18 protein-coding genes are annotated in these 18744 nt (G+C 60.9%); 10 read left to right on the top strand and 8 right to left on the bottom strand.

Annotation, left to right across the window (positions count from 1 at the left end; genetic code table 11):
- The first annotated feature begins 144 nt into the window (after positions 1 to 144).
- The 3 genes from ASD32_RS25345 (at position 145) to ASD32_RS25335 (ending at position 3176) form a co-directional block, all read left to right on the top strand.
- Positions 145 to 525 (top strand): hypothetical protein, encoded by a 381-nt coding sequence (locus tag ASD32_RS25345; protein ID WP_060640803.1) that lies wholly within the window; start codon positions 145 to 147, stop codon positions 523 to 525.
- An 18-nt stretch (positions 526 to 543) separates the two neighbouring features.
- Complete coding sequence (gene fumC, locus ASD32_RS25340) at positions 544 to 1935, top strand: class II fumarate hydratase (protein ID WP_060640802.1); 1392 nt, start codon at positions 544 to 546, stop codon at positions 1933 to 1935.
- 173 nt (positions 1936 to 2108) lie between these two features.
- The gene (locus tag ASD32_RS25335) at positions 2109 to 3176 is read left to right on the top strand and encodes a GGDEF domain-containing protein (RefSeq protein WP_060640801.1); all 1068 of its coding nucleotides are present in this window, start codon (positions 2109 to 2111) and stop codon (positions 3174 to 3176) included.
- A gap of 30 nt (positions 3177 to 3206) precedes the next feature.
- Here the strand turns inward: ASD32_RS25335 and ASD32_RS25330 are convergent, their stop codons facing one another.
- The 4 genes from ASD32_RS25330 to ASD32_RS25315 all read right to left on the bottom strand — a co-directional run bounded on the left by ASD32_RS25330 (position 3207) and on the right by ASD32_RS25315 (position 6109).
- The gene (locus ASD32_RS25330) at positions 3207 to 4010 is read right to left on the bottom strand and encodes a M15 family metallopeptidase (protein WP_060640800.1); all 804 of its coding nucleotides are present in this window, start codon (positions 4008 to 4010) and stop codon (positions 3207 to 3209) included.
- Positions 3994 to 4380: a hypothetical protein gene (locus ASD32_RS25325; RefSeq protein WP_082546935.1), complete on the bottom strand. Its 387-nt coding sequence runs from the start codon at positions 4378 to 4380 to the stop codon at positions 3994 to 3996. Before ASD32_RS25325 ends, ASD32_RS25330 begins: the two co-directional genes overlap by 17 nt.
- Before the next feature lie 106 nt (positions 4381 to 4486).
- Entirely contained in the window at positions 4487 to 5095 is a 609-nt protein-coding gene (locus ASD32_RS25320; RefSeq protein ID WP_060641000.1) for a pyridoxamine 5'-phosphate oxidase family protein, read from the bottom strand.
- Between the two features lie 99 nt (positions 5096 to 5194).
- On the bottom strand, positions 5195 to 6109 hold the full coding sequence (locus ASD32_RS25315; protein WP_060640798.1) for an alpha/beta fold hydrolase: 915 nt from the start codon (positions 6107 to 6109) through the stop codon (positions 5195 to 5197).
- Between the two features lie 47 nt (positions 6110 to 6156).
- Here ASD32_RS25315 and ASD32_RS25310 point away from each other — a divergent pair, with 47 nt between their 5' ends.
- Positions 6157 to 6642, top strand: coding sequence for a MarR family transcriptional regulator (locus ASD32_RS25310; protein WP_060640999.1), 486 nt, complete (start codon positions 6157 to 6159; stop codon positions 6640 to 6642).
- Positions 6643 to 6657: 15 nt separating this feature from the next.
- Here ASD32_RS25310 and ASD32_RS25305 read toward each other — a convergent pair whose 3' ends face one another.
- Positions 6658 to 7032: a DUF971 domain-containing protein gene (locus ASD32_RS25305; RefSeq protein WP_060640797.1), complete on the bottom strand. Its 375-nt coding sequence runs from the start codon at positions 7030 to 7032 to the stop codon at positions 6658 to 6660.
- A 197-nt stretch (positions 7033 to 7229) separates the two neighbouring features.
- On the opposite strand from ASD32_RS25305, the gene moaA reads away from it, so the two are divergent.
- Together moaA and ASD32_RS25295 are read left to right on the top strand one after the other, a co-directional pair.
- Complete coding sequence (moaA, locus tag ASD32_RS25300) at positions 7230 to 8279, top strand: GTP 3',8-cyclase MoaA (protein ID WP_060640796.1); 1050 nt, start codon at positions 7230 to 7232, stop codon at positions 8277 to 8279.
- 49 nt (positions 8280 to 8328) lie between these two features.
- Positions 8329 to 9234, top strand: coding sequence for an aminoglycoside phosphotransferase family protein (locus ASD32_RS25295; protein WP_200953651.1), 906 nt, complete (start codon positions 8329 to 8331; stop codon positions 9232 to 9234).
- 62 nt (positions 9235 to 9296) lie between these two features.
- Here ASD32_RS25295 and ASD32_RS25290 read toward each other — a convergent pair whose 3' ends face one another.
- Positions 9297 to 11849 carry a HAMP domain-containing methyl-accepting chemotaxis protein gene (locus ASD32_RS25290; protein ID WP_060640794.1) on the bottom strand — a complete coding sequence of 851 codons (2553 nt, stop codon included), beginning with the start codon at positions 11847 to 11849 and terminating at the stop codon, positions 9297 to 9299.
- Positions 11850 to 12304: 455 nt separating this feature from the next.
- Between ASD32_RS25290 and ASD32_RS25285 the strand changes: the two genes are divergently transcribed.
- The 3 genes from ASD32_RS25285 to mobB are packed head-to-tail and all read left to right on the top strand — an operon-like array spanning position 12305 to position 14425.
- Positions 12305 to 13210 carry a DMT family transporter gene (locus ASD32_RS25285; protein WP_060640793.1) on the top strand — a complete coding sequence of 302 codons (906 nt, stop codon included), beginning with the start codon at positions 12305 to 12307 and terminating at the stop codon, positions 13208 to 13210.
- A 25-nt stretch (positions 13211 to 13235) separates the two neighbouring features.
- Complete coding sequence (mobA, locus tag ASD32_RS25280) at positions 13236 to 13892, top strand: molybdenum cofactor guanylyltransferase MobA (RefSeq protein ID WP_060640792.1); 657 nt, start codon at positions 13236 to 13238, stop codon at positions 13890 to 13892.
- A complete protein-coding gene (gene mobB / locus ASD32_RS25275) occupies positions 13889 to 14425 on the top strand; it encodes a molybdopterin-guanine dinucleotide biosynthesis protein B (protein WP_060640791.1) in 537 nt (178 codons plus the stop codon). Before mobA ends, mobB begins: the two co-directional genes overlap by 4 nt.
- 10 nt (positions 14426 to 14435) lie before the next feature.
- On the opposite strand, the gene ASD32_RS25270 is transcribed toward mobB, so the two are convergent.
- Positions 14436 to 15170 carry a polysaccharide deacetylase family protein gene (locus ASD32_RS25270; protein ID WP_060640998.1) on the bottom strand — a complete coding sequence of 245 codons (735 nt, stop codon included), beginning with the start codon at positions 15168 to 15170 and terminating at the stop codon, positions 14436 to 14438.
- 124 nt (positions 15171 to 15294) lie between these two features.
- On the bottom strand, positions 15295 to 17520 hold the full coding sequence (locus ASD32_RS25265) for an OmpA family protein (RefSeq protein ID WP_060640790.1): 2226 nt from the start codon (positions 17518 to 17520) through the stop codon (positions 15295 to 15297).
- A 384-nt stretch (positions 17521 to 17904) separates the two neighbouring features.
- Between ASD32_RS25265 and ASD32_RS25260 the strand changes: the two genes are divergently transcribed.
- Positions 17905 to 18687 (top strand): ABC transporter substrate-binding protein, encoded by a 783-nt coding sequence (locus ASD32_RS25260; protein WP_060640789.1) that lies wholly within the window; start codon positions 17905 to 17907, stop codon positions 18685 to 18687.
- Positions 18688 to 18744 lie beyond the last annotated feature (57 nt).

Below are 18744 nucleotides of genomic sequence, written 5' to 3'. Positions count from 1 at the left end.
CGCATTGCCGCCACCAGCGGTTCGCGCCTGATGCTCCGTCATGTCACCAGGCTTTCGTACTTATAAGAAAGGATGGTGAATGAAAAGGAAACGGCCAGCTGGCAAGACCCGCGCAGACCGTCACAAATCTGTGAGAACGGCTGCATGAAGAAGACGGATGAGGGCATCCAAAAATTTGAAATCCTTGCATTATTTTTCAACAATGCGAGAAAATCGGCCTGCCGCATTAAAACTGCTGAGAATGCCGGTAAAACTATCCCGGCGCTTGTGTCTGAAAAGGCACAGGCAGGCGTGCGGGAGGTGCGGCGAATAGCCATCTCCACGCGCAACCACCGGAAAGACCGGCGGGATGATATTTTAAACGATTGTAGCATGGCGCCCGCCCTCACAACCTCTTTACAAGCACCGGGCACCTGGGCCAGAGAGAACCGCATCACAGCTTTAGACCGCCGCACCCGGCGGCAAAATCCACCTTCCGGTGTCAACCGCCCGGCCTTGAAACCGCCCCGGTCCTCCACCGCATGACGAAAGCAGGGATTTCAGATGACTTCAACGCGCACGGAAACAGATACGTTCGGCCCGATCGACGTTGCCAGCGACCGCTATTGGGGCGCACAGGCACAGCGCTCACTCGGCAATTTCAAGATCGGCTGGGAAAAGCAGCCGCTGTCGATCGTGCGCGCCTTGGGGATCGTCAAGCAGGCCGCCGCCCGCGCCAACATGGAACTGCAGGGCCTTGACCCGACCGTCGGCAACGCGATCATCGCGGCCGCCCAGGAAGTCATCGACGGCAAGCTCAACGATCATTTCCCGCTCGTCGTCTGGCAGACGGGCTCCGGCACGCAGTCCAACATGAACGCCAATGAAGTCATCTCCAACCGGGCCATCGAAATGCTCGGTGGCGTCATGGGCTCGAAGAAGCCGGTGCATCCGAACGACCATGTCAACATGAGCCAGTCGTCGAACGACACCTATCCGACGGCCATGCACATCGCCTGCGCCGAACGTGTCGTCCATGACCTCCTGCCGGCCCTGAAGCACCTGCATGCCGCGCTCGTCGCGAAGGTGAAGGCCTTCGACCATATCATCAAGATCGGCCGCACCCACACGCAGGATGCCACGCCGCTGACGCTCGGCCAGGAATTCTCCGGCTATGCCGCACAGGTCGCCTCCTCGATCAAGCGCATCGAAATGACCCTGCCCGGCCTTTGCGAACTGGCACAAGGCGGCACGGCGGTCGGAACCGGCCTCAACGCGCCGATCGGCTTTGCCGAAAAGGTTGCCGAGGAGATCGCCGCGATCACCGGCATCGCCTTCGTCACCGCCCCCAACAAGTTCGAAGCGCTCGCCGCCCACGATTCGATGGTGTTCAGCCACGGCGCCATCAATTCGGCCGCAGCCGCCCTCTTCAAGATCGCCAACGATATCCGCTTCCTCGGCTCCGGCCCGCGCTCCGGCCTTGGCGAACTGTCGCTGCCGGAAAACGAGCCCGGATCGTCGATCATGCCGGGCAAGGTCAACCCCACCCAGTGCGAAGCGCTGACCCAGGTCTGCGTTCAGGTCTTCGGCAACAATGCCGCCCTCACCTTCGCCGGCAGCCAGGGCCATTTCGAACTCAATGTCTACAATCCGCTGATGGCCTATAACTTCCTGCAGTCGGTCCAGCTGCTCTCCGATGCCGTGGTCTCCTTCACCGACAATTGCGTCGTCGGCATCGAGGCGCGCGAAGACAATATCAAGGCGGCCCTCGACCGTTCGCTGATGCTCGTCACGGCGCTTGCCCCGAAGATCGGCTATGACAATGCCGCCAAGATCGCCAAGACCGCCCATAAGAACGGCACGACACTACGCGAAGAAGCTGTCGGCGGCGGTTACGTCACCGATGCCGAGTTCGACGCGGCGGTGCGCCCCGAAACGATGATCAGCCCTTCCTGAGACGGCAAGCACGCAATCTCCGGTAGATCATTCGGGCAGTCCTCAGGGCTGCCCGTTTTTGTCTGCCAAGGTGTGAAAGCATTTTTTCATGGCCGGATTTGCCAAACGTTAAGCCTTCCAAAATCTTTAACCCCTAAAACTAGCGGCTGGAGACAACAAAACAGGAGCTTGCCATGCAAGCGACTTCTAATAAGGCGCAAATTCCGGATATCGCGGCGCAGGTAACCTACGCTATGCGGATCATGGGCATCTCACCGCTGCCACGCAACTATGAGCTTTATTACGAAGCCTATATCGGCTCCAACCCGAAATTGACCAAGGAACTGGCAGCACTCGGCAGCCGTGCAACACAGGAAGAGCTTGACGAGATCGGTGCCCGCTATTTCAGTCATGTCCATCATGCCGCCGGCATCGACCGCGCCCATAACCATCTGACCACCGAACTTGCCGAACTGCTCAAGCTGTTGCGCGACGAACAGTTTGCGCTGGAGAACTACAACAAGCTTCTGGACGAGACCTATCAGAACATTACCGGCAAGAGCAGTTCCAGCGCCGAAATCCTGCGCCAATGCGTCAGCCTTCTGACCGAGGCGACGGCGGACACGATGAGCCAGGGCAAGGAGCGGGCCGAAAATGTCTCGCTGAAATCCTTCGAAATGGAGATCATCCGCCAGGAACTCGACGAATATAAGCGCATCGCCAACACCGATTCCCTGACCCGCCTTGCCAACCGCCGGGCTTTCGACGAAAAACTGGCTTCGATCTACAATTCCGACCAGCAGCGCAGCTTCACCGGCTTGCTGATTGCCGATATCGACCATTTCAAGAAGGTCAATGACAGTTACGGCCATCCGGTCGGCGACAAGATCCTGGCGACGGTCGGCACGGTCATCCGCGCCAATCTGCGCCGCGACGCCTTTGTGGCGCGCACCGGCGGCGAGGAATTCGCCATCATTCTGAGCGATAGCAGCCTGGAGGAAAGCCTGCAGGTGGCCGAGCGCATCCGCAACGCACTGGCGACCACGCCCTTCAAGAACTCCAAGACCGGCGTCAATTACGGCCCGATCACGCTCTCCGTCGGCGTCTGCCAGGCATCGCATGCCGACGACCCGACCGACCTCTACAACAAGTCCGATATCGCGCTCTACTGCGCCAAGAATGCCGGCCGCAACAGGACGATCCTGTTCGAAGAGGGCATGAAGAAGGATACCGGCAAGAACTGGCTGATCTACCGCAAGTAGACGGCGATGCGATTCCCAGCTCCTTAAGCGCTACCGGCAGGCCGCAGCGCCGGCTGCCTTGCCGATGGCGATCAGTTCGGGCCGGTATTCGAAATGCATGGTGTCGTAGTGATACCAGCGCCCGCCCCAGATGAAACCGTGCCGCTCAAAGACATCGACGATCTCCATCGGATATTGGTTGCGGTATTGCGCCACCCTGCCCGGCTTGCCGCCGGCCCAGATCCAGTAATCGGCATGTTGGGTATTGAGATCGATCGCCGCCCCGAAACTATGGACTGACATATTCGAGGCGCCAGCCACCCTGCGCCAGTTGAAGGTTCCGGCCGATGGCGTGAGAAACGCCTTCAGTTCCGGCATCGTCTTCAATGCGTCGCGCACCTTTTCCAGCGCTGCGGCAGCCCCTTGACGTTTGGTCACGCGCAGCACCGTGCCGAACCAGTCGACGGGGACGAGAGACGCCTTCACCTCATTGGCCGATTGTCCATAAAGCTGCATCATCAGCACATCGCTGCGAATGCGGCCCGGATCGAAATTCACGTCCGGCTTGATCGCGCAGGGACCGGCGGGATAGAGCTGGGACAGGCTGTCCTCGATATCGCCGTTAGCCAGTTTTTCCGCATGATCCTTGACCTTGCCGTCATCGACCGGCAGCGATCCGCCCGAGCGCAAGGCAACGGAGCCATCTTCGGCTTTGGAAAGCGTTGCGGGATAGGCCGCGATCAGCAAATTCACTTTCTGTTCAAGCGTCAGTTCCGAGGCCTGAGCTGGAAAGGCGGTAGCCACCGTCGCTGCAACCGCCAGCCCGGCGAACACCCGCCTAATCGACGGAAACATTTATATAGTCGCCATCGGCACCCCTTAAAATCTGCACATCGATGACGGACCCGCCCCGCAGCAGCGCGCGGGCGGCGCGGTAATCGATCGTGCCATACTCGATCATGCGCTCGGCCTTTTCACGGTTTTTGGGCGAGGCAAAGAAACTATCGCCTTCATCGCCGGGCTGGCGGACGCCGTAGCGGTGATAGTTCGCCCGGTCCTGCCGGATCACCTGCCAGGGCTCAGTCAACGCCTCGCCATTGGAGTTATAGAGATCCTCCTCGCCGATATAGGCACTATATTCCTCGACGAGCCTGTCGGCTTGTGCGGCGCCCGCTGAAAAGCCAAATGCGGCGATCATTGCCAGAAATGCGGTCCTGTATGTCATATCTTCCCCCCAACAAACGGCAACTGTTGCATCATCAAACGAACACCATGCCTGTTGCTGGAAAAACGATTTGCGACCCGGTTTTATTCGCCAGCGACCGCGTTTTTTACCACATGGTCTTTGCGGCGCGCTCCGGCCATTCGCGGTCATAGCTGTCCTTGTCGAAATCCGCTTTGGCGGCCTTCAACAGCGTGCCCGGTGTGGGCAGCGACTGCGGATCGACGAAGCGTTCGGGATCCCAGATTCGGGAGCGGATGAGGGCGCGGGCACATTGGAAATAGACCTCGCCGACGGTGACGACGATGACGCTGCGCGGATGTTTGCCATCGACCTCGAACGACTGGGTGAGGTCCGGATCGACGCTGACCACGGCGGTGCCGTTGATCCGCATCGTCGTCGTCGAGCCCGGCACCAGGAACATCAGCGCCACCCGCGGGTCGCGCACGATATTGGCCAGCGAATCCACCCGGTTATTGCCGCGCCAGTCCGGCATCAGTACGGTCTTGTCCTCTGCGATGCGCACCACGCAGGCGTCGTCGCCGCGCGGAGAACAGTCGAGCCCTTCCGGTCCGACCGTTGCAAGTGCTGCAAAAGGTGACGCCTCGATCATCCGGGCATAGTCAGGCGTCAGCCGGCTGGTCACCTTGACCATCGATGCCTCGCTCGTGGCGCCATACAGCGCCGTCAGTTCCTCGACCGTGCGAATGATCGTCATGCCGCTCTCCATATCGAACCCGCCTTCGTCAGGGCCGTAAGCCCTGGCGATCCTTTCGACCGATAGCATGACGTCATTATGACAGCACGCGCGAATCGGTCAGGCAGCCCTGCGCTGCCCGGCCTCACTCGCATGAAGGAAGGCATTGATGCGCGCGATCACGGCTGGAGCAGAGACGATCCGGCGGTGACCGAGGCCGTTGGCCCATTCGAGATCGATATTGCCGCCCGCCGCCGCATACCGGCGCGCATGATCGGCACTGACTTCCTTGTCGTCCTCGGCATGGATCACCAGCACCGGCGTGCCAAGCATTCCAACGATCCGTGCTGCATCGAACTCCTCGATCTTCCGGCCGGAGAGACGCATCACCATATCCTCAAGTGCCGCCTGGGCCTTGGCGGATAGCCGGAGATACCTGCCAAAGCCTTTGAAAAGCCAGGTCATCTCGCTGGGTGCGCCGATCAGCACCATTTTCCCGGCAACGTGGGAGGGCACATCGTCCACCACACCGCCCGCCGCACAGGCAAGGCTCGCACCGCCGAAAGAATGCCCAACGGCGGCATCGAAGCCGCCGAACTGCCGCCATGCCGCATCGATCGCCCGCACGGCCGCCGGCATGGTCAAGGTGCGTCCCGGCGAAGCGCCGTGTCCCGGCCAATCGAGAGCAACCACCTCGGCGCCACCGGCCGTCAATCCGTCGATCATGGCCGCCAGATAATTGCTGCGTGATCCCCAGCCGTGAACCAGGAGGACACGGCTTTTCGCGCCGCCTGCCGGTTGCGCGTCAAAATGCTTTGCCGTGATCCAGCCGCCGGCAAAGGACAGCGTCACCGGCCGCGCCCTGGCCATCACGGGTTCCGCAGCCGCAAGTGCTGCTTTTTCCTTGGGACTCCTGGGCTTGCGCGATGGCGTGATGCTGAACAGGCGGAAGGCCATCTGGCCCGCCATCTCCGGCGAAACCGCCGAAACGCATTTCAGCGCAAGGCGGGTGACCTTGACCGCAAAGGATGCCATAGTGGGATTCCCTTTAAATGTTCAATGATGAACATTATTGTACAACGATGAACAAAAAGCAAGCGACGATCGAACATCCTCAATTTCCCTGGGATCATCCGCGTTTCCGCAGCTGGATCGCCGTTGCCCGTGCCTGCCAGCTGATGCAGCAAACGCTGACGCGCAGGCTCGCCGAACTCGATATCAAGCCGCCGCACCTGGATATCCTGATCAATCTTTATCGCTTCGACGGCATCTCGCAGCAGGAGCTGGCGCGAAAACTGCTGGTCGGCCGCTCCAATATGAGCATGCTGCTGCCGCAGCTGGAAAAGCGCGGCCTGATCGAGCGGCGCGGCGACGACAAGGACAAGCGCGTGCTGCGCCTGTCGCTGACGGCAGACGGCCGTCTGCTCACCGAACAGGCGATGGAAATCCAGACGGCCGTGATCGACAAATCGCTGGAGAGCGAGCCAATCGAGGAATGCCTGATGGTGGCGCAATCGATGGAACGGCTGATCCAGCGGCTGCTGAAAGACGAAGCCGACCTCGGCTGATGGCGAAGCACACCGTCAGCGCGGCTTTTCCGCCTTGTCGCGCGTCATGCCCTTGTCAGAGAGATCCTGTTCGTAGGCCGCAAACAGCGTTTCTCCGGTTGCCCCCAGCTCGCGCAGATAAGTCCAGGTGAAGATGCCGGTATCGTGGCCGTCGTCAAAGCCGATGCGAACCGCATAGTTTCCGGTTGGGGTCATCGAGATGATCGCGACATTGCGCTTGCCGGGCACGGTCAATCCCTGCCCCGGTCCATGGCCCTGGACCTCAGCCGACGGCGACAGGACGCGCAGCATTTCAGCCGAAAGATCAAAGGACGTGCCATCGTTGAAAGCAACCGTCAGCCGGTGGCGGTCCTTGGATACGCGCAGTTCGGTCGGCCAGATATCGCTCATGCCATGTCGTCTCCATTGCTGCGAGAGCACTAGCGCAGTTTCGAACCGGAGGGAATTGCCCGCGTCGCCGCGATCGCAAAGCCGCACTTCCCTCTCATCGGAATAAACTGTTTCTCGCCTGTTTCTCAAGCATTTGACCGCTTGCGCCTTGACGCCGCCTGTTTTGGTCACGACATTGAAGGAACAGGAGAATTGTGTTGAATACCGTCACCATCGACAGGACCGGCGCCCAGAGGCTGGCCGATGCGAAAACACCGATGATCGACCCCTTCGGGCGGGCCGTAACCTATTTGCGGGTTTCGGTCACGGATCGCTGTGACTTCCGCTGCACCTATTGCATGGCCGAAAACATGACCTTCCTGCCGAAGAAGGACCTGTTGACGCTGGAAGAACTGAACCGGCTCTGTTCCGCCTTCATCGCCAAGGGCGTGCGCAAGCTGCGGCTGACCGGCGGCGAACCGCTGGTGCGCAAGAACGTCATGTTCCTGGTGCGCGAACTGGGCAAGCATGTGCATGCCGGCGATCTCGACGAATTGACGCTGACCACCAACGGCTCGCAACTGTCGAAATTCGCAGCCGAACTCGCCGATTGCGGCGTACGCCGCATCAACGTCTCGCTCGACACGCTCGATCCGCAAAAATTCAAGCAGATCACCCGCTGGGGCGAGTTGGCGAAAGTCATGGAAGGCATCGATGCCGCGCAGGCAGCCGGCATCCACGTCAAGATCAACGCCGTCGCGCTCAAGGGCTTCAACGATTTGGAAATCCCCGCCATGATGCGCTGGGCGCATGGACGCGGCATGGACCTGACACTGATCGAAACCATGCCGATGGGCGAAATCGACGAGGACCGCACGGACCACTACATGCCGCTGTCCGAACTGCGCGATACGCTTGCCGAAAAATTCACCTTCTCCGACATTCCCTACAAAACCGGCGGCCCGGCACGCTATCTTCAGGTCGCCGAGACCGGTGGCCGCCTTGGCCTGATCACGCCGATGACCCATAATTTCTGCGAGAGCTGCAACCGGGTGCGCCTTACCTGCACTGGCACGCTGTACATGTGCCTCGGCCAGAACGACGCCGCTGACCTGCGCACGGCGCTGCGCGCCTCCGAAGACGACGCCTACCTGTCCACCGTCATCGACGAAGCCATCACCCGCAAACCCAAGGGCCACGACTTCATCATCGACCGCACCCGCAACAAGCCGGCAGTTGCAAGACATATGAGCGTTACGGGCGGCTAAATACAGACCTCCTAGGATAGGTGCGCGGTTATCGATGCCGGTTAAAAGGATGCATCAGGACGAGCTTGATATCGGTAAGCCGCTTGTAAGCCGCCTGATCGCGGAACAGTTTCCAGCTTGGGCCGCTCTTCCTCTAAAACCTGTGCTTTCGGCAGGCACCGACAACGCTATATATCGTTTGGGAAGCGATATGGCCGTGCGTCTGCCGCGCCACGCAGGCGCCGCGCTGCAAATAAAGAAAGAAAGCCTCTGGCTGCCGCGCCTTGCCCCGCACCTGCCGCTCGCAGTCCCTGTCCCGCTGGCACTCGGCATGCCGGCCTCGGGTTACCCCTTCCATTGGTCGGTATGCCAATGGCTGCCAGGTAAAGACGCTGTGTCCAGCCCGATCGATGATCTCCACGAGGCCGCAATCAGTCTTTCCCGGTTCATCAGCGCCCTGCGGAAAATCAATATCACCGGTGGCCCGCCACCCGGCGCGCATAATTTCTTCCGAGGCGCATCTCTTACAAGCCGGGACGTGCAGACTCGCGCCGCCATTGAAAGCTTGACCGGCATCATTGAAACGGCTCCGCTGACGCACGCCTGGAATGCCGCCCTTAAGACGACGCCATGGGACAGGCCCGCAGTCTGGCTGCATGGCGACATCCACGCCGCAAACCTGCTTGTCGATCAAGGCCGCATCACCGCCGCCATCGATTTCGGCGGCCTTGGCATTGGTGATCCCGCATGCGATCTGATGGTTGGCTGGAACCTCCTGGATGCTGGAGCCCGCGCCACATTCCGCCAACACTTGTCCGCCGACGACGCAACATGGAACAGAGCCAGAGGCTGGGCCCTCTCCGTCGCGGTTGTCGCGCTCCCTTACTATTTGAACACCAACCCGGTCCTCGTCAACATATCCCGCCATGCCATCAGCCAGGTCCTTTCCGATTATGGGGATGAATTGGACGGCTGACCCAGCTCAACAAAAAGCCGCCCGGTTTGGGCGGCCTTCATTCGCATCGGCATTGTCAGCGCTTACGCAGCGTAACTCCGGCCATATCCCTGAACCCGGCCACCCGAGACCGAGCGGCTGGTGCCTGTCTTGAAGCGTTCGATCTTCTCGTTGAGAATATCGACCTGATGGCGAAGGCCGTGGATTTCGGCGGTGTTTTCCTCGACCATGGCCGCGTTCTGCTGCGTGATCAGCTCGACTTCGCGCACCGCCTGATTGACCTCGTTGAGGCCGCGATACTGGTCGGCGGCAGCCGATTCGATGTTGCTGACCAGTTGGTGGATGGTCGAGATATGCTGGTTGATGACGGTGAGCGCATTGCCGGTTTCCTGCACCAGTTCCACGCCGCCGCGCACCTGCACGGAGCTTTCCGAGATCAGCCCCTTGATCTCGCGGGCAGCGCCTGCGCAGCGCTGCGCCAGCTCGCGGACTTCCTGGGCAACGACGGCAAAGCCGCGGCCCGCCTCGCCGGCCCGCGCCGCCTCGACCCCGGCATTCAGCGCCAGAAGGTTGGTCTGGAACGCAATTTCGTCGATGACGCCGATGATCGTCGAGATCTTGTCGGACGACTTGTTGATCGCCGCCATCGCATCGATCGCCTTGGCGACGACTTCGCCGGAATGCTTGGCATAGCTGTGGGTCTGATCGACCGAGACGGTGGTCTTGCGCGCGCTTTCCGCCGTCGAGCGAACGATCTCCGTCAGCTGGCCAAGGGCGCGCGAGCTTTCCTCCAGCGCTGCGGCCTGCTGCTCGGTGCGGCGCGCGAGGTCGTCAGCCGAGGTCGCAAGGTTGCCGGTACCGCTGGTGATTTCGTCGGTCACCGTGCGGACGTCGATCAGCGTCGCGCGCAGCGCGTCCACCGCATTGTTATAGGTGCGGGCCATGACGATGTAATCCTCGGAAAGATCTTCCGCCATGCCCTCTTCCAGATTGCCGTCGGCAAGCTTGGCCAGCACGTCCGACAGCGCGGTGAGCGCTTCCATCTGATCGGCCTCGATGCGGGCGCGCTCCTTGCGGCGGCGGCCTTCCTCTTCGGCCGAGAGCGTGCGGGCCGCTTCCGCCTCCTGCCCCAGCCGGACATTTTCAACCGCATTGTCGCGGAACACGGCAACCGAGCGCACCATGTCGCCAATTTCGTCGCCGCGGTTGCGGCCTTCGATGGCAACTTCAAGATCGCCATTGGCAAGCCGCGTCATCGTTTCGGTCACGCGCTTCAACGGGCCGCGCAGCGTTTCGATCAGCATCAGGCCGCCGACGATGGCAAGCAGCGTGCCGGCAACCATGGCTATGATCGAGACATCGGCGGAACGCTGGCTGTCCTTCTTGCCGGCCTCCTGGGCGCTGCTCACGAAATTCTCAAGGGTCTGGCTGGCATCGGCCACCAGCGCTGCGGCGTCAGCTTTTGCCGCCTGCCAGCGGGCGCCGACATCGATCAGCTGGGCTGTCCCGGTATCGATCTGCGTCAGCGATGGCGCAAGCTTGCCGGCGAGATCGCGCAAAGCCGCATTCTTGGCGCCGAGGTCCGACAGTTTCGCCACGCTTTCGCGCACCGACGCAATATCGGTCATGACACTGGCGCGGCTTTCCGTATCCAGCTTGCGGTGCAGTTCGCTGATATGCAGGCGCGTGTCGTCGAGGCCCTTGAAGGTCTCGTTCATCAGGCCGATCAGCGTTTTCAAGGTGGAGATTTCGCTGTCCATGCCGACGAAGCGCTTGGCGGCCGTGTCCGAATTGGTCACGGCTTCCTTGGCAAAGTCGGATTCATATTTGGAAAACTTGATCAGCGCCGAACTCAGCTGGGTCTTCTTAACGTCGTTGGGGTCGCTGCTGGCCAGAATATCCTGAATGACCTTCGTATCCGCCTTCACCTCGGCGATCTTCGTCAAGACCTTGTCGGAGGCGATCTTCTCGGCCTCGGTAATCTGCTTCAAAAGATGCGGCGTCAACGTCGTCGCCTGCTGCACCTTGGCATCCGGGGCGATCGCCATGGTGACCGGCAGGCGGAATTTCTTGATGCGTTCGGCAAGGCCCTGGTAAGCGGCGGCATCAAACAGCAGCGCCTTGGCAAAGGATTCCTTTTCGCCGGATTCCTTGCGCAAAATATCGATCTGCTTGAAGGCAGTGTTGCCCTGCGCCGTCATATCGGCCAGCGCCGCATCAAGCGATGCCGTGACCGCGTCGCGCTCGGTCTTGATCGACCAGAGCTTGTCTAGTTGACCCCGCATGGCCTCACCCAGCGACACGACCGGATGAACCTTCGCCTTGTCTTCGCCCGCCGTCAGCAGGCCGTCAAGCGTGCGGATGCCGCTTTCCTGCTCGTCGATCTGGCTTGCCAGCGCGGCGCGCGTCTCGTCGGTCGGATTGTCTGAGAAATTCTGCAGCCCGCTGCGCAGCGACTGGAAGTCGGAGAGATTGTTGATCGTCTCGCGCGTCACGGTCATATGGCCGTTGAGCGTGCTTGCGGTAAAATATCCGACAAGTCCGATACCGGCAATCAGCGCCACCAGCGGCACCACGAACAGCAAAACCTTGGTGACAATGCGCAGACGCTGCAAAGAGCGATCGATCAGGGACATTCCGAACTCCAGATGTTGAGCAAATCGGACATTTCCGCCAGATTGCTCTCTGGTTGAGAACGAACGAACCGGGGCGCAGCCATGGCGCTGATCGGAATGTCATCCGGTTGAGGCGAGCGGACATAGGTGTCCGTTACGTCAACCTTATTCGCATCATGCGAAGGGCAGCGGAATTTGATCACGATAGGCAGCGAAACTTAATATTTCGCCAAAAATCCCAGGGTTTAAAAGCGCGCTCAAAATTTCGGCAGGGCCATATTTCACGGTTCTACAAAGAGAATGGAATTGGCTATTCTTGCAGTGCTGCCATCAATTTAAACAGAACCGGGATAGCAGTTGCATAAAACAAATGCCGATGCTTTAGAGATAGGCAAAGACCAGCAGCGCAGACTTGAAGCCCGCCGCATCGCTGTTTCAAGAAACCGGGCAGCGATGAGAACGGACCTGTAAAAAGAATGCAACCCACCGCAAATTTCCGCGGCGCCATCTTCATGTGCCTGGCCATGGCAGGCTTCACCTGCAACGACGCGCTGATCAAGTCCGTCACCGGCGTGATGAATGCCGGCCAGATCATGCTGGTGCGCGGCTTCTTCACATCGGTGCTGGTTCTGCTCTTGGCGCGCCATTTCGGCGCGTTGCGTTCGTTCCGGCTGATCCGCTCGCCGGTCATTGCGCTGCGGATCGCCGCCGAAGTCGGCGCCTCCATCTCCTATATCTATGCGCTCGGACAGATCCCGCTCGCCAATGCCTCGGCGATCCTTCAGGCGCTGCCGCTGGCGGTCACTTTGGGGGCGGCGTTGTTTCTCGGCGAACCCGTCGGCTGGCGGCGCTGGCTGGCGATCCTCATCGGCTTTGTTGGCGTGCTCATCATTCTCAGACCTGGCCCGGAAGGCTTCACAGTCGCGGCTTTAAGCGTCGTCGTCTCCGTCGTCTGCGCAGCGATCCGCGATCTGTGCACCCGCCGGATCGATCCTGCGATTCCCTCCCTGTTCATCTCCGTGATCACTGCCACCGTCATCACCGTAACAGGTGCTATTCTCATCGTACCGCTCGGCGGCTGGCAACCGATGTCGATGACCTCGATCGGCATTTTGGCCGGGGCCAGCCTGCTGCTGTTAGTCGGCTATCAATGTATTGTTCTGGCCATGCGCAACGGCGAAATCGCCATCGTCGCGCCGTTCCGCTATACCAGCCTGATCTGGTCGATCAGCATCGGCATCCTGTTCTTTGCCGAAGAGCCGGATGTATGGATGGTGACCGGCGTTGCGATCATTATCGGCTCGGGGCTTTATACATTCGCCCGCGAAAACAAGCGGCGGATCGCGCTTGCGCAGCAATCGCAACCGGGATCGCCGAAATGAACCTCTTAGAAAACAAGACTGTCTCATGAGCCTACCGGCAAGCCCGCCATCCCATCTCCCGCGCGGCGTCGTGCTCGCCGGCGGCCTGTCGTCGCGCATGGGTGAGGACAAGGCGGCGGTGATGCTGGGGGGTAAGCCGCTTGTGCACCATGTCATCGAACGTCTCGCGCCCCAGACGGACGGCCTCAGCGTCAATAGCAATAAAGGTGGCTTGAACCTTTCGCCCGGCATCGCCGTCTTTGCCGATACGGTTCCCGGCCATGTCGGGCCGATGGCAGGGGTGCTGTCGGGAATGCGGCATGCGGCGCGGCATTCGCCGATTGCCAGCCACATCGCCACCGTCCCGACGGACACGCCATTCTTTCCGCGTGATCTCGTTGCCCGGCTTCAACAGGCGCTCACCCGCCCCGGCCAGATCGCCGTTGCCTCTTCGGCCGGCATCATGCATCCGGTCTTTGCGCTTTGGCCGGTTGCCCTGGCCGATGCGCTCGAACATTGGCTGCTGACCGACGCAAAGCGCCGGGTGCGTGGTTTCATCGAAAGCCACCCGTTTGAAAAGGCCGAATTCCCGGTGATCGAAACCGTGGACGGCCCGATCGACCCGTTCTTCAATATCAACACAAAGGCAGACCTTGAAACGGCACAGCGCTGGCTGCCGCTGATCGAGGGGCTTGAACGATGACAGAGCTTGAAACCAAGGGTCCAAAAGTCTTCGGCATCGCCGGCTGGAAGAATTCCGGCAAAACCGGTCTTGCCGTGCGCCTCGTCACCGAACTGACGCGCCGCGGCTACCGCGTCTCGACGGTCAAGCACGCCCACCACGATTTCGACATCGACAAGGTCGGCGCCGACAGCTTTCGCCACCGTGAGGCAGGTGCCCATGAGGTGACCATCGTCTCGGGCACGCGCTATGCCATCATGCACGAGCTGCGCGGTGCGCCCGAGCCGACATTCCCGGAAATCCTCGCACGCCTGGCGCCCTGCGATCTCGTGCTGATCGAAGGCTACAAGCGCGAGCCGATCCCGAAGATCGAGGCCCGGCGGCTGGACTCCAGGAACCGCGAGCCGCTCGCCCCCACCGATCCGCACATTGTCGCGATTGCCGCCGATCACCCGGTCGAAGACAGCGGCCTCACGGTCTTCGACCTCGCCGACACGCTGGCGATCGCCGATTTCATCGAGCAGACCACGGGACTGGCAAAACAGCCGGAATGATTTTCGGCGATCAGTTCGTCGTGTCGTCGCTGCCGTCCTCGGTCGCCTCTTCGAGACGCACGAACGTGTAGCCCTTGGTTTTCAGGTCGAGGATGCCCTTGACGACGCCGTCTCCGGCCGCATGCGCCGGCTGGTTGATATGGGCAATGATCACGTCGCCGTCCTTGGCAGAGGCAAACCGCTTTTGTGCAGCGCCTGCCGCAAGCAGCGAACCGCCATCGCCATTCACCGAATAGCCCGCAACCCGAAATCCCATCTGCCGGATCTGCCCGATCGACGACAGGGTATATTTCGCTGTTGCGCCCCGGAACCAGTGCGGCTGCAGACCTTCGGCTTCGATCGCGCCCGCCCCGCCGGCAACTTCCGCCGCAACCGCCTGCGCACTGCCGGCCGCCGCAATGCCATAAATCGAGACCGGATGATCGACCGCCGGAACATGCATCGCCCCGTGATTCTCGATCTCGAACAGATCAGGATGCGCCTTGAAGATGGCCATGGTTGCGGCGTTGCGTTTCAGCCAGCGCGCCGTCACGAAGATCGTCGCGGGGATGCGGTTCTCGATCAGGGTCGACAGGATGCGCACGTCGGTCTTGCCGCTGCAGGCATCGAAAGTCAGGGCAACGCGCGGTGCGGCCCCCTTCGCCTGGCTTTCAAGCTGCAGCTTCGGCTCCACCAGCCGGGTTGCAGCAAGACAGGCGTGACCGGCGGACATGCTGATCAGGAGAGCGGCAAGAACAGTTTTCATCGGAAACTCGCGAATGCAATCCGGCAGGAGTGCCGGGATGGAATAATACACGACGCAAAACGGCCCGGCGCTTGCGCATCGGGCCGTCGCTCAGGGCATCTCTAGCAGAGAGACCGGACTATGGCTATTTCTGGGCCACCGGACGGACCAGCGGCGTCACGCGGCGGATTGTCACGCGACGGTTCTCCTGCTCTGGCCCTTGCGTGCGCACCTTGAGGAAACGCTCGCCATAGCCCTGTGTGACCAGGTTTTCGGCCGGAATGTCATAGACTTCGCTCAGCAGCGAAGCGACCGATTCGGCGCGCTCGTCCGAGAGCACCAGGTTCGGCTCGTCGCCACCGACGGCATCCGTATGGCCTTCGATGAAGAAGGTTTCGCCCGGATCCTTCTCGATCACTTCCAGCATCGCATCGGCCACCTTGCGCAGGGTTTTCGCCTGCGACAACGGAACTTCGGCGCTGCCGGTCGCAAAGGTGATGGTATCAAGATCGATACGGCGCACCTTGTCGCGGATACGGGCAGAGTTCTTCACCTCGTCGATCGTATAGGTACGCTCGACCTGCTCCACCGGAGGTTCGGCGAGGAAGTCGTAGTAATCGCGGTCTGGCTCGCTCGACGTATCGATGATGTAATCGCGAACCGGCACGCGCAGGCGCATCGGCGGCAGATCCTCACCCACGTCATAGGCCGGCGGGCGCGGACCCTCATCGGCTTCCGGCGCATAGATCATCAGATATTCGCGGCCGTCCTGGTCAATCCGCGAGCGCTGCATGATATCGCCGTAGCGATTGTAGATCGTCACGATGCGCACGCCGTTCGGCCGCTCGATCGTCTCGCGGGACCGGCCGCGCGACAATTCTTCATAGTAGGTTTCCTGCGCGTTGCGGCGCAGACGCGGGCGGTCGTCGCTGCGAACGATGATCTGGTCGCCGAAATCGATAACTGTGCGGTTGTCGCGGCTCTCATCGATGCGCGGACGCCGTCCGCCATTGCCGGTAAAGGCATCGATCAGGTCGTTGACGCCGAATTCCGGCTCCCGGTCGACACGGCGGCCTTCCTCCTTCAGATTGGCGCCGAGTTCCTCGCGGGTCGGACGGCGGTCGTTGCGCCGCGACTGCGCTTCGGCATCGCTCTTCGGAACTTCGACATTATCGTCCTCTGCACGGGCACGCTCACGCTGCTTGCGGCGATTTTCGCGCGCATTGCCGTCGGCATTGTCGGCATCCTTGTCGCTGTCGAGAACGGCTGCGCCATTATCGACCGGAAGCACGACGGTTTCGTCGCTCTTGGATGGGTCGCTGGCGATCTCCTGCTTTTCCTCCTGGCTGCGGGTATCGACAACCTCCGGGATCGGCTTGCGGCGATCGGGACGCTTGGCGGGCTCCGCATCACCGTCGATGGCCGGACGCAAAGCGCCCTCGGCTGCCGGCTCCTGGCCATCCTGCTGACCTTCCTCCTGCTGCTCGGCCTGTTCGCGCGCCTTTCTTTCAGCGCGGATACGCGCTTTCTCCTCGGCGGCTTTCTGTAGTTCCGCGTCGTCGCGCGAGGGAGCAGTCCGCTGCTCTTCCTCCAACTTCTTCTTGCGCTCGGCACGATCCCTGGCTTTTTCCTGCCGGGAAGCCTTGCTGTTGTCATCATCAGACGGCTGGGCCTGTTCTTCCTGCTGCTGCTCGGCCTGCTGTTTTTTGCGTTCAGCACGGGCCTTGGCCTTCTCTTCGGCAGCCGTTGCCGCCCCATCGTCACCGGAGGGCTGCGCCTGTTCGGATTGCTGCTCCTGCTGTTGCTGCTCAGCCTTCTGCTTGCGGCGCTCGGCACGGGTCTTGGCCTTTTCCTCGGCAGCCGCTGCAGCGCCGTCATCACCGGAGGGCTGCTCCTGCTGCTGTTCGGCCTGCTGCTTCTTGCGCTCGGCACGCGCCTTGGCCTTTTCTTCGGCAGCCGCTGCGGCGCCATCGTCGCCGGACGGCTGGGCCTGTTCCTCCTGCTGCTGCTGTTCAGCCCGCTGCTTGCGGCGCTCAGCGCGGCTTGGCTGTTCTTCCTGCGCCGGCTGGGCTTCCTGTTCGGGCTGAGCCTGCTCCTGCTGCTGTTCGGCGCGCTGCTTGCGGCGCTCGGCGCGGCTCGGCTCCTGCTCCTGGTTTTCCGCCGGCTGTTCTCCGGACTGTTCGGCGCGCGGGCGGCGCTTCTTGATCACGTCTTCCGGTGCCTGTTCGCCGCCATCGGCTTGCGCTGCGCCATCTTCCTGCGCGACTTCGAACGGCTTCATCAGACTGTCGGCCAAAGCCGGCTGGATGGCGACCGAAATCGACAGCATGGGAAACGCCACGGTGGCGAAAAGTTTGGATCGGATGCTCATAAATGTCTCCTCCTTCAGAGGTCCCGTTTTCGTTGCGTTGAACCGGAGGGGCATCCCCACCGTCCGTCCCTCACCGCTCTTTGGACAGGCCAGGCGGTGAAAAAAAGGCGAACCGGCTCAAATCAGACATGGTTGATTAGCGAAACCTGCATTAACTCAGCATGAATGTTGCGTTCATCTTCGCCAGACATAGGCCTGCATCCCGGCGCAACCAGTGCGACGGCATGAAGATGTGCAGACTTTTCATCAAGGCAGCACTGCTTTCCTGTTGATTTTTCCATTTAAAGCGTAGGAATATCGCGCCAGCCCGACCGCAAAGACGGTTGGCTTACCGGCGGCCGTTAAGAACAAGAAACCGGCTGTCCGCCAACAGAGAGGATCACAATGCGTATTTCCAGACGTCTCGCCATGGCCGCTTCCGCTGCCGTTTTCGCGCTGATGGCAGGCTCCGCCATGGCCGATGGCGAAAAAATCGTCATCGGTACGGAAGGCGCCTACCCGCCCTTCAACAATCTGGAAGCCGACGGCACCCTGACCGGCTTCGACGTCGATATCGCCAAGGCGCTCTGCGTCGAGATGAAGGCCGAATGCACCTTCGTCACCCAGGATTGGGACGGCATCATTCCGGCTCTGCTCGCCAAGAAGTTCGATGCCATCATCGCTTCGATGTCGATCACGCCGGAGCGGATGGAAAAGGTCGATTTCACCAACAAATACTACAATACCGGCCCGGCCATCGTCGTTCCGAAGGATTCGCCGATCACCGAAGCGACCGAAGCTGGCCTCGCCGGCAAGTCGCTGGGCGCACAGTCCTCGACGACGCACTCCAACTATGCCGAAGCCTTCTTCAAGGAATCGGAGTTGAAGCTCTATCCGACCCCGGACGAGTACAAGCTTGACGTCGCCAATGGCCGCGTCGATGCGGTCATCGATGACGTCGTTGTCCTGACATCCTGGCTGAAGACGGCCGATGGCGCTTGCTGCAAGCTCCTGAAGGCCCTGAAGCCCGATCCGGAAATCAACGGCATCGGTGCCGGCATTGCCGTGCGCAAGGGCGATACCGCGTTGAAGGACAAGTTCAACACGGCGATTGCAGCCATCCGCGCCAATGGCAAGTACAAGGAAGTCGCCGATAAATATTTCGACTTCGACGTTTACGGCGATTAATCTTGAGTTGTTGCTGAAATATGATGGCGGAAGGCCTGCCCTTCCGCCATTCTAGAT

Origin of the sequence: Rhizobium sp. Root483D2 (assembly GCF_001426685.1) — a bacterium.
Lineage (GTDB): Bacteria > Pseudomonadota > Alphaproteobacteria > Rhizobiales > Rhizobiaceae > Pararhizobium > Pararhizobium qamdonense.
The sequence above is the reverse complement of the archived record's forward strand: the minus strand, read 5'-3'. Positions and strand labels throughout refer to the sequence as shown.